Raw genomic sequence first — 15,349 nt, 5'->3', positions numbered from 1 at the left:
GCCAGAGATGTGGTATCGCTGTGCTTTTAATTAGTCCTCCTCCCTGTTAAGCGATTAACAGGGCAGGCTTCGCTCACCCTGGAAAAAGATTATGAAAACCATAACAACCTCCATCGCGGCATTACTCCTCCTGACAGGGTGCGATAATGCGCAAACATCTGCTCCCCAGCGCCCTCTTCCGGAAGTGGGGATTGTCACACTCATGAGCCAGCCGGTGTCCGTCGTCAGCGAGCTGACCGGTCGCACCACCGCCGCGATGAGCGCCGAAGTGCGCCCCCAGGTGGGCGGCATTATCCAGAAACGGCTCTTCACCGAAGGCGATACGGTCAAGGCCGGGCAGGCGCTGTATCAGATCGATCCTTCCAGCTACCGCGCCGCGTACAATGAAGCTGCCGCCGCACTAAAACAGGCGCAGGCGCTGGTGCAGGCCGACTGCCAGAAAGCCCGGCGCTATGCGCAGCTGGTGAAAGACGACGGCGTATCACGACAGGATGCGGAAGACGCGAAATCGACCTGCGCGCAGGACAAGGCCAGCGTCGAGTCAAAGAAGGCCGCGCTGGAGAGCGCCCGCATTAACCTTAACTGGACCACCGTCACCGCGCCGATTGCCGGACGTATCGGTATCTCCTCGGTGACCCCCGGCGCGCTGGTCACCGCCCAGCAGGATACTGCGCTGGCTACCATTCGCGGGCTGGACAGTATGTACGTCGATTTAACCCGTTCCAGCGCCGATCTGCTGCGATTGCGCAAGCAAACCCTCGCCAGCAACAGCGATACGTTGAGCGTGTCGTTGACGCTCGAAGACGGCAGCAACTACAGCGAAAAAGGCCGCCTGGCGTTGACCGAAGTGGCAGTAGATGAGTCTACCGGCTCTGTCACCCTGCGCGCCGTCTTCCCGAACCCGCAGCATCAGCTTCTGCCGGGCATGTTCGTCCGCGCCAGAGTGGATGAGGGCATCATGAATGACGCGATCCTCGCGCCGCAGCAGGGCATCACCCGCGACGCCAAAGGTACCGCCACCGCGCTGGTGGTGAACGCCAGCAACAGGGTCGAGCAGCGTCAGCTGGAGACGGGCGACACCTACGGCGACAAATGGCTGGTGCTGAGTGGCCTGAAGGCGGGCGATAAGCTGATAGTGGAAGGTACCGACAAAGTCACCGCCGGGCAGGAAGTGAAGGCTGAAGCGATGAAAGCCAGCGGAGGAAACGCCTGATGTTTTCCCGTTTCTTCGTGCGCCGCCCGGTCTTTGCCTGGGTTATTGCCATACTGATCATGCTCGCCGGGATGCTGGCGATCCGCACGCTGCCGGTGGCGCAGTATCCGGACGTCGCCCCGCCGTCGATTAAAATCTCCGCCACCTACACCGGCGCCTCCGCGCAAACGCTGGAAAACAGCGTGACGCAGGTGATTGAGCAGCAGCTCACCGGGCTGGATAACCTGCTCTACTTCACCTCCACCAGCAGCTCGGACGGGTCGGTGAGCATTAACGTCACGTTTGAACAAGGTACCGATCCGGACACCGCTCAGGTACAGGTACAGAACAAAGTCCAGCAAGCGGAATCGCGCCTGCCGACCGAGGTGCAGCAGTCCGGGATCACCGTCGAAAAATCCCAAAGCAACTTCCTGCTGATCATGGGCGTGTATGACAAAACGGATACCGCCAGCAGCTCGGATATCGCCGACTGGCTGGTGAGTAATATGCAGGATCCGCTGGCGCGCGTGGATGGCGTCGGTAGCCTACAGGTGTTCGGTGCGGAATACGCCATGCGCATCTGGCTCGATCCGGCGAAGCTGGCGTCGTACTCGCTGATGCCCTCCGACGTACAGAGCGCGATTGAAGCGCAAAACGTGCAGGTCTCTGCTGGTAAAATCGGCGCGCTGCCGTCGTCGAACGCCCAACAGCTGACCGCGACCGTCCGCGCTCAGTCGCGCCTGCAAACGGTCGACGAGTTCAAAAAGATCATCGTCAAGAGCCAGTCTAACGGCGCGGTGGTGCGCATCAGCGACGTCGCGCGCGTGGAGATGGGCAGCGAAGATTACACCGCCACCGCGAAGCTGAACGGCCATCCGGCAGCGGGTATGGCGGTGATGCTCTCGCCGGGCGCGAACGCGCTTAACACCGCCACGGCGGTAAAAGACAAGATCGCCGAGTTCAAAAAGTCGATGCCGGAAGGCTACGACGTGGCTTACCCGAAAGACAGCACCGAGTTCATCAAGATCTCCGTTGAGGACGTGATACAGACCCTGTTCGAAGCCATTATCCTCGTGGTGGTGGTGATGTACCTGTTCCTGCAAAACATCCGCGCAACGCTGATCCCCGCGCTGGCGGTACCTGTGGTGCTGCTGGGCACCTTCGGCGTGCTGGCGCTGTTCGGTTACTCCATCAACACCCTGACGCTGTTTGCCATGGTGCTGGCGATAGGGCTTTTGGTAGATGACGCCATCGTGGTGGTGGAAAACGTCGAGCGTATTATGCGCGACGAAGGGTTGCCCGCCCGGGAAGCGACCGAAAAATCAATGGGCGAAATTTCCGGCGCGCTGATCGCCATTGCGCTGGTGCTCTCTGCGGTATTCCTGCCGATGGCCTTTTTCGGCGGCTCGACCGGGGTGATTTACCGTCAGTTCTCGGTCACCATTATTTCGGCGATGTTCCTTTCCGTGGTGGTGGCGTTGACCCTGACGCCCGCGCTGTGCGGCTCGATTCTGAACCACACGACGCCGCACAAGAAAGGTTTCTTCGGCGCGTTTAACCGCTTCTACAGCAGGACCGAGCATGGCTATCAGAACAAGGTCCTGCGCGCCCTGCGACGCTCCGGCGGCATGCTGGCGATCTACGCCCTGCTCTGTGGCGCGATGGGCTTCGCCATGCTGAAACTGCCGGGCAGCTTCCTGCCAACGGAAGACCAGGGAGAAATCATGGTGCAGTACACCCTACCTGCCGGCGCAACCGCGGTGCGTACCGCCGAGGTTAGCCGCCAGGTACGTGAGTGGTTCCTCACCAAAGAGAAAGCCAATACCGACGTCATCTTTACCGTTGAGGGCTTCAGCTTCAGCGGCAGCGGCCAGAACGCCGGGATGGCGTTCGTCTCCCTGAAGAACTGGTCAGAGCGTAAAGGCGAGGAAAACACCGCGCAGGCCATTGCTCTGCGCGCCACGCAGGAGCTGAGCACCATTCGCGATGCGACCATCTTTGCGATGACGCCGCCGGCGGTGGACGGTCTGGGCCAGAGCAACGGCTTTACCTTTGAGCTGATGGCAAGCGGCGGCACCGACCGCGACGCGCTGCTGAAACTGCGTAACCAGCTGATTGGCGAAGCGAATCAGGACAGCTCGCTGCACGCCGTGCGCGCCAACGATCTGCCGCAGATGCCGCAGCTTCAGGTGGATATCGATAACAACAAAGCCGTGTCGCTGGGGCTGTCCCTGAGCGATGTTACCGACACCCTCTCCAGCGCCTGGGGCGGCACCTACGTAAACGACTTCATCGATCGCGGCCGCGTGAAAAAGGTCTACATTCAGGGCGACAGCGACACCCGCGCGGTACCGTCGGACCTTAACAAATGGTATGTGCGCGGCAGCGACAACACCATGACCCCCTTCTCCGCCTTCGCCACCACGCGCTGGGAGTATGGCCCGGAAAGCCTGGTGCGCTACAACGGCTCGGCGGCATATGAAATTCAGGGTGAAAACGCCAGTGGCGCCAGCTCCGGTACGGCGATGAGCAAAATGGAGCAGCTGGCGAACAGCCTGCCGTCCGGCAGCACCTGGGCGTGGAGCGGTTTATCCTTGCAGGAAAAACTGGCGAGCGGCCAGGCGATGAGCCTGTATGCCCTTTCCATCCTCGTGGTGTTCCTGTGCCTGGCGGCGCTGTATGAGAGCTGGTCGGTGCCGATTTCGGTCATTCTGGTGATCCCGCTTGGGGTGCTGGGCGCGGCCGTTGCCGCCTCTCTGCGCGGCCTGAACAACGACGTCTATTTCCAGGTGGCGCTGCTGACCACCATCGGTCTGTCGTCGAAGAACGCCATTCTGATTGTCGAATTTGCCGAAGCCAAAGTTGCCGAAGGCTACTCCCTGACGCGTGCCGCCCTGCGGGCCGCCCAGACGCGTCTGCGTCCGATCATCATGACCTCGCTGGCGTTCATCGCCGGCGTGACGCCGCTGGCCATCGCTACCGGCGCCGGGGCCAACAGCCGCGTGGCGATCGGTACCGGCATCATCGGCGGGACGCTGGCCGCGACGCTGCTGGCAATCTTCTTTGTTCCCTTATTCTTTGTACTGGTGAAACGTCTGTTCTCCGGTAAGCACGCAAACCGGAGGTCATAATGTTTCGTGTCACTGTTTTAGCGTTAGCCCTGCTGAGCGCAGGCTGTGTGTCGTTAGACCCAACCTACCAACGCCCGGACGCCCCCGTCCCAGCAACCTTACCCGGCGCGCACGGCGAGGCCAACGCCGTGGTGAGCCAGTGGCAGCAGGTGATGAACGATGCGCGGCTGAAAAGCGTGGTGACGATGGCGCTCAACAGCAACCGCGACGTGCAAAAAGCGATTGCGGATATCGACGCCGCTCGCGCCCAGTATGGCGAAACGCGTTCGTCCCTGTTCCCGACGGTGGATGCAGAACTGAGCCACACCCGCAGCCGCACGCTGGCGAGCGGCGTGGCGACGAGCGACGAAGCCCGCGGCGCGGTCTCCAGCTTCGAGCTGGATCTGTTTGGCCGCAATCAGAGCCTGTCCCGCGCCGCGCGTGAAACCTGGCTTGCCAGCGAATTCACCGCGCAGAACACGCGCCTGACGATGGTCAGCGAGCTGACCACGGCCTGGGTGACGCTGGCGGCGGATAACAGCAATCTGGCGCTGGCAAAATCCACTCTCGAGAGCGCCGCGAACTCGCTCAAGATCGTCAAACGTCAGCAGGAAGTGGGCGTGGCCGCCGCCACGGACGTCAGTGAGGCGATGGCGGTATACCAGCAGGCGCGCGCCAGCGTGGCGAGCTACCGGACGCTGGTCATGCAGGACAAAAACGCCCTTAACCTGCTGGCGGGCGATACGGTGCCCGATAACCTGCTGCCCGGCACGCTGGAGAGCCTGAGCGACAACGCCATCACGCTGGTTCCGGCGGGCGTCAGCTCCAGCGCGTTGCTGCGCCGCCCGGACATTCAGGAGGCGGAACATAATCTGCTGAGCGCCAACGCCAGTATCGGCGCAGCGCGTGCCAATTTCTTCCCGACCATTTCGCTGACCGCCAGCGCGGGGGTCGGCAGCGATTCGCTCTCATCCCTGTTCAGTCACGGCATGAAGGTCTGGTCGTTCGCGCCGTCCATCACCCTGCCGCTGTTCAGCGGGGGCAACAATATGGCGCAGCTGCGCTATGCGGAAGCGGAGAAAAAAGGGTTAATTGCGACCTACGAGAAAACCATCCAGAGCGCGTTTAAGGACGTGGCCGACGCGCTGGCGAGGCGCGAAACGCTGAGCGAGCAGCTCGATGCCCAGCGTGAATACGTGGCGGCGGAGCAAAAAACACTGGATGTGGCGACGCGCAGCTACAGGGCCGGCGCGGGCGATTATCTGACGGTGCTTACCGCGCAGCGGTCGCTGTGGTCGGCGCAGGAATCGCTGATTGCCTTGCAGCAAACCGACCTGGAAAACCGCATCACGCTGTGGCAATCGCTGGGCGGTGGGATTCAGTAACCTTCTGAATCGGAGGGATTGATCGGGTCTGGTGCGCAGCATGCTTACCCGGCCTGTATATTTAGCTGGCCGGGTATGACATGAAAGAGGGTTCGCTTTTTAACGCTTGCGCACATCCGGAATAATTAAATCCCCACGCAGCACGTACGACCCCAGCATCTGCGTTTTTTCATTCAGCCAGGTCACGATGCGCGCCGCCATGGCGTCCATGGAATACTCAATAGCCGGGATCACCGGGATACCCGGCAGATGCAGCGAACCGGCCAGGCTAAAGACCATGATGTCTTCCGGTACCGATTTATTAAACGCCTGAAGCTGCGGGATCACCCGCTGGGCTTCCTGCTCGTCCGCCACCAGCAGCGCGTTGAAATTCAGCGTGGACGCATTGTTGAGTAATTCCTGAAGCGCAACGGACGACGAGGTCGCGTCCATAAACACGAGGTTGCGATTAAAGGGCAGAAAGTTTTTCTCCAGCGCGTGCTTGTAGCCCAGCAGCACCTGGTCAGCGAATCCGCTGCCGTGCGGGTGGATCAGGGCAATCTGGCGACGCCCCTGGCTGGTGAGGTAGTTACACGCCGTTTCAGCCGCGAACGCGTGATCGAACTGAATGCTGTTGGCGTTATCGGCCTCCATGCAGTCGACCAGAATCACATTGTCCATGTCGACATCCAGCGGGAAACGCGCGCCAATCACCAGAATGTCATCACATAAGCCGCAGGAGAGTTCTTCAAGGGCGTTCATCACTTCTGTTTTGGTGTGCGCGAAACGCAGCAGCAGGTGTTTCTGATGCTGGCTGAGGTGCTTTTCCAGCGCGTAAAGGTAACCGGTGGTCTGGTTAATGTTCTCCTGCGCGCAAATCACCCCAATGCAGCCCGTCGACTGGCTGAGCAGCGACTGGGCAATCACGTTAGGACGATAGTTCAGCTCATCCACCGCTTTCAGCACAGCCTGACGGCTGGCTTCCTTAACGCCACGCGACCCGCTCAACACCCGTGATACCGTGGCTTTGGACACCCCGGCCAGACGTGATACATCGTTGATTGTAGACATCTTTCTCCCCTGTCAGACGCAACTGGCGCCTGTAATTTCCATCACCGCTACGGCTCACATTATAGCCAGAACGGAGTATATCCGTTTCCGTTTTCCATGGAAACCGATTTTCCGTTTCCACTCAAATTGATGTCAAAACAGCCAAATTATGTGACCCACATCCAGTTAATAAGCCCCATAAGCAGGGGATATTGATGGTTGTCACACTTCTGTCTTTTATAAATGGAAACCGGTTTCCGTATCATGTCCAATCATCCTCGCAATAACTTTTTACATTTTGAGGATGGTTGTCGATGTTCAAGATTATGCTGTGCTGCTCTGCCGGGATGTCCACCAGCCTGCTGGTCAGCAAAATGGTCGATGTTGCAAAAGAACGGGGCTTGCCCGTGAAGATAGATGCGTACGGCGTATCCGAATTTGATACGCAGTTTCCGCACTATCAGGTGGTACTTCTCGGACCGCAAGTGAAATACATGTTAAAGACGCTTTCAGACAAGGCAGCGACGCAAGGCATTCCGGTGCAGCCCATCGACATGATGGACTATGGCATGCAGCGTGGCGATAAAGTACTGGACTATGCTCTGTCGCTCATCGAAGCGGCACACTAAAAGGTGTTCACATGAGTTCGTTATATCAATCTATGGTCGCGGTCATTGAGCAATCAATTACCCCGCTGGCCGCGAAGCTGGGTCAGCAAAAGTATGTGATTGCCATCCGCGACGGCTTTACCGCCGCGCTGCCGTTCATGATCATCGGCTCGTTTATGCTGGTGTTTATCTTCCCGCCGTTTTCGGCGGATACCACCAACAGCTTCGCCCGCGGCTGGCTGGACTTTTCCGAGACCTACCGCGAACAGCTGATGCTGCCGTTTAACCTCAGCATGGGGGTGATGACGTTCTTTATCTCGGTGGGGATTGGCGCGAGCCTGGGACGTCAGTTTAACCTCGACCCGGTGATGTCCGGCCTGCTGGCCTTTATGGCTTTCCTGCTGGTCGCCGCGCCGTATGCCGACGGCAAGATCTCCACGCAGTACCTCTCTGGTCAGGGCATTTTCACCGCGCTGATCACTGCGATTTACTCTACCCGCGTCTATGCGTGGCTGAAGCAGAACAACGTCACCATCCGCCTGCCGAAGGAAGTGCCAACCGGCGTGGCGCGTTCGTTTGAGATCCTGATCCCGGTGATGGTGGTGATCGGTACCCTGCACCCGCTGAACCTGTTCATTGAAGCGCAGACCGGCATGATCATCCCGCAGGCGATCATGCACCTGCTGGAGCCGCTGGTCTCGGCGTCCGACTCCCTGCCCGCGATTCTGCTCTCCGTGCTGCTGTGCCAGATCTTCTGGTTTGCCGGTATTCACGGGTCGCTGATTGTCACCGGCATCATGAACCCGTTCTGGATGGCGAACCTCTCGGCAAACCAGGCGGCACTGGCGGCGGGCGCTGCACTGCCGCACGTTTATCTGCAAGGCTTCTGGGACCACTACCTGCTGATTGGCGGCGTAGGCTCAACCCTACCGCTGGCGTTCCTGCTGCTGCGCAGCCGCGTTACGCACCTGCGCACCATCGGCAAAATGGGCGTTGTGCCAAGCTTCTTTAACATCAACGAACCGATTCTGTTCGGCGCGCCGATCATCATGAACCCGATGCTGTTTATCCCGTTCGTGTTTGTTCCGCTGGTCAATGCCTGCCTGGCGTACGGCGCAACGAAGCTCGGCTGGCTGGCGCAGGTGGTGTCGTTAACCCCGTGGACCACGCCCGCGCCGATTGGCGCCTCGTGGGCGGCGAACTGGGCGCTCAGCCCGGTGGTGATGTGCCTCGTCTGCATGGTGATGTCGGCGCTGATGTACCTGCCGTTCCTGCGCGCCTACGAGCGTACGCTCATCAAAAACGAAGAGCAAAAAGCGCAGGCTGCAACCGTGGGTGCCGCTGAAGCCACAAGCAATTAAGTCAAAGAGGAAGAGTCATGAAATACGCATTTCCCGATAACTTCTGGTGGGGCAGCGCCAGCTCCGCTCTCCAGACCGAAGGGGCAAGAGAGGGGGAAACCACGTGGGATTACTGGTTTGCCCGCGAGCCGAACCGTTTTCACAACGGCGTGGGGCCGCAGCAGACCTCCACGTTTTATCAGCACTGGAAAACGGATATTCAGCTGTTAAAGCAGCTGAACCACAACAGCTTTCGCACCTCGATTAGCTGGGCGCGCCTGATCCCCGACGGTATCGGTGAAGTGAACCCGGAAGCGGTCGATTTTTACAATCAGGTCATTGATGAGCTGAATGAACAGCGCATCACGCCGTTTATGACCCTGTTCCATTTCGACATGCCGATGGCGATGCAGGAGATCGGCGGCTGGGAAAACCGTGACGTGGTGGACGCTTACGCCCGCTATGCGCAGATTTGCTTCGAGCTGTTTGGCGATCGCGTGCTGCACTGGTTTACCTTCAACGAGCCGATTGTGCCGGTTGAGGGCGGTTATCTGTACGACTTCCACTACCCTAACGTGGTGGATTTTCGTCGGGCGGCGACCGTGGCGTATCACACCGTGCTGGCCCACGCGAAGGCGGTTCAGGCTTACCGCGCCGGGCATTACGCGGGGGAGATCGGCATCGTGCTGAACCTGACGCCGTCCTACCCGCGCTCGCAGAACCCGGCGGACGTGAAGGCCGCGCACATCGCAGACCTGATGTTCAACCGCAGCTTCCTTGACCCGGTCCTGCGCGGGGAATATCCGGCGGACCTGGTGGCGCTGCTGAAAGCGTATGATCAGCTGCCTGCCTGCAAGCCGGAAGACAGCGCGCTGATTGCGGAGGGAAAAATCGACCTGCTCGGCGTGAACTACTATCAGCCGCGTCGCGTGAAGTGTCGCGACAGCGCGGTGAACCCGCAGGCGCCGTTTATGCCGGAGTGGTTCTTTGATAACTACGAGATGCCGGGCCGCAAGATGAACCCGTACCGCGGCTGGGAAATCTACGCGCCGGGTATTTACGATATTCTGGTTAACCTGCGCGACAATTACGGTAACCCTCGCTGCTTTATTTCGGAAAACGGCATGGGCGTCGAAAATGAACAGCGCTTTATAGAAAATGGTCAGATTAACGATCAATACCGCATCGAGTTTATCTCAGAGCATTTAACGTGGCTGCATAAAGGGATTAGCGAAGGGTGCAATTGCCTTGGCTATCATATGTGGACGTTTATTGATAACTGGTCGTGGTGTAATGCGTATAAAAACCGCTACGGTTTTATTCAGCTCGATTTAGAGACTCAACAGCGCACCATGAAGAAAAGCGGCGAGTGGTTTGCCGCCACCGCCTTAAATAATCGCTTTGAAAAAGAGTAATAATGATGATCGCATTAGAAGAAGCCGTAATGGAAATTATCGTCAACGCCGGGCAGTCCCGCAGCCTGTGCTTTGAAGCGCTGCACGCGGCGCGACAGGGCAACCTTGACGAAGCAAAAAGCCTGCTGCGCGAAGCCGACGGCTACGCGCGCCAGGCGCACAAGATGCAGACCAAACTGATCGAGCAGGATGCGGGCGAAGCCCGCCAGCCGATGACGTTAATTATGGTGCACGCCCAGGATCATTTAATGAATTCCCTGCTGGCGCGTGAATTATCTGAAGAAATTATTCATTTATATCAGAGATAGTCTATGGCGAATTAATTACTGTAATACCTCTGTACCCTAAATAAAGATCCACTTGTTCTGATGATAGCGACATACTCTGTCAGATCGGAGCGGGATGGTTATTGTCTGAATAAAATTAAACTATATTGAGATAACCATGAATACGATTAAAAAACTTCCATTAACCATGGCGGTTATCGCCGCGCTGTGCCCAATTTCCGTCCTCGCACAAGAATTTACCCAGGAGCAAATCGACGCCATTGTGGCGAAAGCGGTGGATAAAGCCCTGGCCGAGCGTCAGGCCAAAATGGATGCGGCGGTCGCGAAAAAAGCGGACGTCATTACCGAGCCGCAGAGCGCGGCGCAGTCTCCGGATATGGCGATCCCGTTCGGGGTGAAATTTACCGGCTACGCCCGCTACGGCGCGCACTTCCAGGCCGCCGATCAGAAATACGTGGCGGTGGACGGCTCCTACAACGGCGCGTCCGCGATTGGTCGTCTGGGTAACGAAGGCAACGGCGGTGAATTCCAGCTCTCCAAGGCCTTCAAAGGGGACAACGGCGCCATCTGGGACATCAACGTGATGATCGACCACTGGGGCGACGAAGTTAACCTGAAGAAAGCCTACGCGGGCGTGACCAATATTATGGCCTCCAACCCGAACGCCTACTTCTGGGCCGGGCGTGACTTCCACCAGCGTCCGCAGCAGGGCATTAACGATTACTTCTGGATGAACCACGACGGCCAGGGCGCCGGGGTGAAGAACTTCGACATCGGCGGCGTGCAGTTTGACGTGGCCGCCGTGGCGGCGGTCGAATCCTGTAGCCCGGAGGTGATGGAAGACGAAGCGAACCCGTCGCGCATCACCTGTACCGGCGGTTCCGGCACGGGCGACAAGGGCAACTACGCCGCGACCTCCAAAATTCACGGCATGAAGCTCGGCCCGATCGACATGGAGCTGTACGCCAACTACGGCTTCGACTCTAAAGCCGTTGAGAGCGACGAACGCCTTAACGCCTGGCAGGGCGGCGTGGTGCTGAGCCACACCAACGACAGCGGCGTGAACAAGGTGATCGCCCGCTACTCCGATAACGCGGACAACAGCGTGTTCAACAAAACCGAAGACCTGACCACGGTCTACGCCAGCTTCGAAGGGCTGTATAAATTCACCCAGGCTACGCAGGTGGAGTACATTCTCGCCTTCCACGACTATGACAACAGCCGCGATAAGACCGACAACCGCAAGAACTACAACGCCATCGTGCGCCCGATGCACTGGTGGAACGACGTTCACTCCACCTGGCTGGAAGCGGGCTGGCAGCACGTTGACTACGACAACGGCGGCGACAACAAGGGCTGGAAGCTGACCCTGTCGCAGAACATGTCTATCGCCATGGGGCCGGAGTTCCGTCCGATGCTGCGCTTCTACGTAACCGGCGGCAAGGTGGATAACGAACGCACCGCGCGCGTAAACAATACCAAAGACGAGACGCTCGACGACTTCAACGTCGGCGCAATGTGGGAGGCGTGGTTCTAATACAGTGCCGTTTGTTTCGCCCGGCGGCGCTGCGCTTGCACGAGCCTACAAGGTTTTGTAGGCCGGGTAAGCGTAGCGCCACCCGGCAAGATCCCATGTTATGCTACAAAAAAACCAACATAACAGGGGAGAACATGGGTTCCACACGCAAAGGGATGCTCAACGTCCTGATCGCCGCCGTTTTATGGGGCAGTTCCGGCGTTTGTGCGCAGTACATCATGGAGAAAAGCCACATTTCTTCGCCTTACCTGACCATGGTTCGCCTGCTGTTTACCGGCGTGATCCTGCTGACGCTCTCCTTCGTTCACGGCGACAAAATTTTCTCAGTCATCAAAAACCGCAAGGACGCCCTCAGCCTGCTGTTTTTCTCGCTGGTCGGCGCGCTCACCGTGCAGCTCACCTTCCTGCTGACGATTGAAAAATCCAACGCTGCTACGGCGACCGTGCTCCAGTTCCTGTCGCCGACCATTATCGTGGCGTGGTTCGCCCTGGCGCGGAAAACGCGTCCCGGCGTGTTTGTCCTGTCCGCGATTTTCACGTCGCTTGTGGGCACCTTCCTGCTGGTGACCCACGGCGACCCGACCTCGCTCTCCATTTCCCCTGCCGCGCTGTTCTTCGGCATCGCCTCGGCGTTTGCCGCCGCGTTTTACACCACCTATCCGTCGACGCTGATCGCCCGCTACGGCACGCTGCCGATTGTCGGCTGGAGCATGTTGATTGCGGGACTGATGCTGACGCCGTTCTACGCCGGACGCGGAACAACCTTCGCCATCGACGGCGGCCTGCTGCTGGCGTTTTTCTACCTGGTGGTGATTGGCACGGCGCTGACGTTCAGCCTGTATCTGAAGGGCGCGCAGATGATCGGCGGGCCGAAGGCGAGCATTCTGAGCTGCGCCGAGCCGCTGAGCAGCGCGCTGCTGTCGGTGGTGTTGCTGGGCGTGGCGTTCACTCTGCCAGACTGGCTGGGGACGCTGTTGATTGTGTCGTCGGTGGTGCTGATTTCGATGGATTCAAGAAGACGGGTGAAGGCATCGGCATGATCTACGAAGAATAATGATAGCGGCACATTAAAATAGTGAGAGCGCTATCCGACACCCCGTAAACCAGACGGTCAGTATCATTGATTCGACGGGACCAGTATCCGGAAAGGTTACCTTTAAGCGGTTCCGGCTTACCCAGGCCATCGAAGGGTTGACGCTTCGCATCTTCAATCAATTTATTGATTCTGCGAAGCGTTTTCTTATCCTGCTCCTGCCACCACAGGTAATCATCCCAGCCGTTATCAGTCCAAATCAGTAGCCTGGTCATCTATCAAATCCCTCTGCGTGGTTTTTCCGGTGTTGACCTGTGCGATTGACTCCATCAGTCGACTGGCATTGGCAGGCGAACTCATCAGATGGATGGTTTCCATCATCGAGTTGTAGTGCTGTAAAGACATCACTACCGCATCCCCCCCGTTTCGGCGGCTGATGATGGTGGTCTCCACGTTGTCATTCACGTCGTCCAACACATCTTTGAGTCGGCTTCGTGCTTCGGTAAACGTCACAACCTGCATATTTCCTCCTGTACAAGTTACGGTACAAGTATATCGATGGGGTGACTATTAATCAATCAGCGCGCCTTTACCTTCCCCGCCACCAGCAGCGCGGTCAGCAGCATCAGCGTGCCGGAAATCACCAGCGGTGACGTCAGCCCCAGATGGTCGAGCGCCACGCCGCCCACCGCCGCGCCGCAGGTGTTCGCCAGCTGGATCACCGCCACCTGAATCGACCCGGCTTTTTCCGCCTGATCGGCAAGCGAGCGGGTGATCCACGTCGACCAGCCCACCGGCACCAGCGCAAACGCAAAGCCCCAGACAATCGCAATCGCCGATGCGACCCACTTGTCGCTGCCCCACAGCACCAGCACCGCAGCGCTGATCGCCAGCACCAACGGCGCACCCGCCAGCGCCACCTTCAGGGAGCGCTTCAGGAATTGGGACGACAGCGAGGTGCCGACGAAGCTGGCGATACCAAAGCTCAGCAGCACCAGCGTCAGGCCGTCCACGTCAAAGCCCGCCATGGTCATATAGACCGGGCGAATATAGGTGAAGAAGGCAAACTGCCCGGCAAAGGCCATGAAGATGGCGGTCATCCCCGCCAGCACGCCCGGACGCTTGAGCAGCGCGAACATGTTCTGTTTGTGGTGTGCCGCTTCGCCCGGCAGGGACGGCAGCGCTTTCCACACCCAGATAATGCACAGCACGCCCATCACCGCCGCCGCGTTGAACACGTTACGCCAGCCGATAATCCCGCCGAGGAAGCTGCCCAGCGGCGCGGCGATCACCAGCGCGATGGAGACCGCGCCGAAGATAACGGACAGCGCTTTTGGCACGGTGCGCACGGGCACCAGGCGCATGGTCAGCGAGGCCGACATCGCCCAGAAGCCGCCTAATCCCAGCCCCAGGCAGGCGCGGCCCAGCAGCAGCAGGGTGAAGCTTTCAGCGAAAGAGACCAGCAGGCAGGAGAGCGTCAGCAGCACGCTGAACAGGATGACCACTTTACGACGGTCAATGGTGCCAATCGCCTGGGTGATAAACAGGCTGGCGAACATCGCCACAAAGGCGGTAACGGTGACGGATTGCCCCGCCACGCCTTCGGAAATGCCCAGATCCTGCGCCATCGGCGTCAGCAGGCTGACCGGCAGAAACTCAACGGTGATCAGACAGGCGACGCAGAACGCCACGGAGAAAACCGCCGACCAGTTGGGGCGTGAAACCTCGCTGGTCTGCGGTCTGGTCGAGGGCTGGATATGTTCTGTCATGGCATCACCTGAAGATAAAAACGTGCGGAAAAGTCGCGCAGTTTATCATCAAAAGTGTGACGAATTTAACGTTTGGACAACTTTTCTTGCATCGCCGCATTCGCCAGCCCGACGATCCACTCCTGATGCCCGTTAATCATCGGGTTCGGCACGGTGCGAGCAAGCTCCTGTGCAGGCACGCCTTTCTGCGATTCCTGCGTCAGAATGCGCACGCGGTTTCCCGGAAGATCTTCAAACAGCCAGGCGTGGATCACGTCCAGACGAGAATTCGCATCCCCTTCCACCCAGCCGTGCCAGGCAATGCGCGCGGCTTCGCCGTCCGCCGGCGGAACATACTCCGTCACCTGCGCTTCAACCGGGAAGCCGAAGGTGGTGAAGCGAAAGCGGGCGTTAGCACTCAGCGCCGGGCCGCTGCCGTCGTGAAAACGAATGTCTTCCGCATTGCTGTAGTAGCCCGGCCAGAGGGAGGTGTCGTTGAGCTGCGCCCAGACTTCTTTCGCGCTCAGCCCGGCAACAATGATTTCGTTAGATGCAAAGTTATCGGTGGTACCCGGCAGGTAGTCGTTCGGCCAGATAATGGCGGATTGTTTCATGGTTCACCTCATCAGTTAGTTGATGAGATGATGGTGCCCCCGCGAGTGGTA

General features: G+C 58.8%; 14 protein-coding genes. 9 read left to right on the top strand and 5 right to left on the bottom strand.

Translation table 11 applies throughout. From position 1 onward, the window contains the following. Positions 1-91: 91 nt before the first annotated feature. Genes N5C09_RS11155 through N5C09_RS11145 form a run of 3 tightly spaced genes read left to right on the top strand, consistent with a single transcriptional unit; the run spans position 92 to position 5,687 of the window. Positions 92-1,213, top strand: coding sequence for an efflux RND transporter periplasmic adaptor subunit (locus N5C09_RS11155; protein ID WP_279749051.1), 1,122 nt, complete (start codon positions 92-94; stop codon positions 1,211-1,213). After that, positions 1,213-4,323, top strand: a complete 3,111-nt coding sequence (locus N5C09_RS11150; protein ID WP_279749050.1) for an efflux RND transporter permease subunit — start codon at positions 1,213-1,215, stop codon at positions 4,321-4,323. Before N5C09_RS11155 ends, N5C09_RS11150 begins: the two co-directional genes overlap by 1 nt. Continuing rightward, positions 4,323-5,687: a TolC family protein gene (locus N5C09_RS11145; RefSeq protein ID WP_107534346.1), complete on the top strand. Its 1,365-nt coding sequence runs from the start codon at positions 4,323-4,325 to the stop codon at positions 5,685-5,687. The genes N5C09_RS11150 and N5C09_RS11145 overlap by 1 nt, the downstream gene beginning before the upstream one ends. 99 nt (positions 5,688-5,786) lie before the next feature. On the opposite strand, the gene N5C09_RS11140 is transcribed toward N5C09_RS11145, so the two are convergent. Next, on the bottom strand, positions 5,787-6,737 hold the full coding sequence (locus tag N5C09_RS11140; protein ID WP_063452081.1) for a LacI family DNA-binding transcriptional regulator: 951 nt from the start codon (positions 6,735-6,737) through the stop codon (positions 5,787-5,789). A 293-nt stretch (positions 6,738-7,030) separates the two neighbouring features. Here N5C09_RS11140 and N5C09_RS11135 point away from each other — a divergent pair, with 293 nt between their 5' ends. The 6 genes from N5C09_RS11135 to N5C09_RS11110 all read left to right on the top strand — a co-directional run bounded on the left by N5C09_RS11135 (position 7,031) and on the right by N5C09_RS11110 (position 12,943). After that, a complete protein-coding gene (locus N5C09_RS11135; protein ID WP_045336018.1) occupies positions 7,031-7,345 on the top strand; it encodes a PTS sugar transporter subunit IIB in 315 nt (104 codons plus the stop codon). A gap of 11 nt (positions 7,346-7,356) precedes the next feature. After that, a complete protein-coding gene (locus N5C09_RS11130) occupies positions 7,357-8,685 on the top strand; it encodes a PTS cellobiose transporter subunit IIC (RefSeq protein ID WP_003861036.1) in 1,329 nt (442 codons plus the stop codon). A 17-nt stretch (positions 8,686-8,702) separates the two neighbouring features. Beyond that, the gene (locus N5C09_RS11125) at positions 8,703-10,079 is read left to right on the top strand and encodes a glycoside hydrolase family 1 protein (protein ID WP_279749049.1); all 1,377 of its coding nucleotides are present in this window, start codon (positions 8,703-8,705) and stop codon (positions 10,077-10,079) included. Between the two features lie 5 nt (positions 10,080-10,084). After that, entirely contained in the window at positions 10,085-10,387 is a 303-nt protein-coding gene (locus tag N5C09_RS11120) for a PTS lactose/cellobiose transporter subunit IIA (protein WP_014168006.1), read from the top strand. Positions 10,388-10,523: 136 nt separating this feature from the next. Further along, a complete protein-coding gene (locus tag N5C09_RS11115) occupies positions 10,524-11,903 on the top strand; it encodes a carbohydrate porin (RefSeq protein WP_279749048.1) in 1,380 nt (459 codons plus the stop codon). 134 nt (positions 11,904-12,037) lie between these two features. Further along, entirely contained in the window at positions 12,038-12,943 is a 906-nt protein-coding gene (locus N5C09_RS11110; protein ID WP_063452078.1) for an EamA family transporter, read from the top strand. A 1-nt stretch (position 12,944) separates the two neighbouring features. Here N5C09_RS11110 and N5C09_RS11105 read toward each other — a convergent pair whose 3' ends face one another. The 4 genes from N5C09_RS11105 to N5C09_RS11090 all read right to left on the bottom strand — a co-directional run bounded on the left by N5C09_RS11105 (position 12,945) and on the right by N5C09_RS11090 (position 15,298). Next, a complete protein-coding gene (locus N5C09_RS11105; RefSeq protein ID WP_112792470.1) occupies positions 12,945-13,211 on the bottom strand; it encodes a Txe/YoeB family addiction module toxin in 267 nt (88 codons plus the stop codon). After that, positions 13,186-13,458: a type II toxin-antitoxin system prevent-host-death family antitoxin gene (locus N5C09_RS11100; RefSeq protein WP_080329782.1), complete on the bottom strand. Its 273-nt coding sequence runs from the start codon at positions 13,456-13,458 to the stop codon at positions 13,186-13,188. The genes N5C09_RS11105 and N5C09_RS11100 overlap by 26 nt, the downstream gene beginning before the upstream one ends. 56 nt (positions 13,459-13,514) lie before the next feature. Continuing rightward, entirely contained in the window at positions 13,515-14,705 is a 1,191-nt protein-coding gene (gene nepI, locus N5C09_RS11095) for a purine ribonucleoside efflux pump NepI (protein WP_279749047.1), read from the bottom strand. Positions 14,706-14,770: 65 nt separating this feature from the next. Beyond that, entirely contained in the window at positions 14,771-15,298 is a 528-nt protein-coding gene (locus N5C09_RS11090) for an SRPBCC domain-containing protein (protein WP_279749046.1), read from the bottom strand. Between the last annotated feature and the right edge of the window lie 51 nt (positions 15,299-15,349).

Origin of the sequence: Enterobacter sp. GD03975, assembly GCF_029838645.1 — a bacterium.
GTDB classification, from domain to species: Bacteria; Pseudomonadota; Gammaproteobacteria; order Enterobacterales; family Enterobacteriaceae; genus Enterobacter; species Enterobacter quasihormaechei.
Note: the sequence above shows the minus strand (reverse complement) of the source record. Positions and strands in the feature narration are given on the sequence as shown.

Coding starts and splice junctions, on each gene's coding strand:
- N5C09_RS11120 (WP_014168006.1), top strand. CDS start 10,085: ATGATCGCATTAGAAGAAGCCGTAATGGAAATTATCGTCAACGCCGGG.
- N5C09_RS11115 (WP_279749048.1), top strand. CDS start 10,524: ATGAATACGATTAAAAAACTTCCATTAACCATGGCGGTTATCGCCGCG.
- N5C09_RS11140 (WP_063452081.1), bottom strand. CDS start 6,737: ATGTCTACAATCAACGATGTATCACGTCTGGCCGGGGTGTCCAAAGCC.
- nepI (WP_279749047.1), bottom strand. CDS start 14,705: ATGACAGAACATATCCAGCCCTCGACCAGACCGCAGACCAGCGAGGTT.
- N5C09_RS11145 (WP_107534346.1), top strand. CDS start 4,323: ATGTTTCGTGTCACTGTTTTAGCGTTAGCCCTGCTGAGCGCAGGCTGT.
- N5C09_RS11110 (WP_063452078.1), top strand. CDS start 12,038: ATGGGTTCCACACGCAAAGGGATGCTCAACGTCCTGATCGCCGCCGTT.
- N5C09_RS11105 (WP_112792470.1), bottom strand. CDS start 13,211: ATGACCAGGCTACTGATTTGGACTGATAACGGCTGGGATGATTACCTG.
- N5C09_RS11125 (WP_279749049.1), top strand. CDS start 8,703: ATGAAATACGCATTTCCCGATAACTTCTGGTGGGGCAGCGCCAGCTCC.
- N5C09_RS11135 (WP_045336018.1), top strand. CDS start 7,031: ATGTTCAAGATTATGCTGTGCTGCTCTGCCGGGATGTCCACCAGCCTG.
- N5C09_RS11150 (WP_279749050.1), top strand. CDS start 1,213: ATGTTTTCCCGTTTCTTCGTGCGCCGCCCGGTCTTTGCCTGGGTTATT.
- N5C09_RS11100 (WP_080329782.1), bottom strand. CDS start 13,458: ATGCAGGTTGTGACGTTTACCGAAGCACGAAGCCGACTCAAAGATGTG.
- N5C09_RS11155 (WP_279749051.1), top strand. CDS start 92: ATGAAAACCATAACAACCTCCATCGCGGCATTACTCCTCCTGACAGGG.
- N5C09_RS11130 (WP_003861036.1), top strand. CDS start 7,357: ATGAGTTCGTTATATCAATCTATGGTCGCGGTCATTGAGCAATCAATT.
- N5C09_RS11090 (WP_279749046.1), bottom strand. CDS start 15,298: ATGAAACAATCCGCCATTATCTGGCCGAACGACTACCTGCCGGGTACC.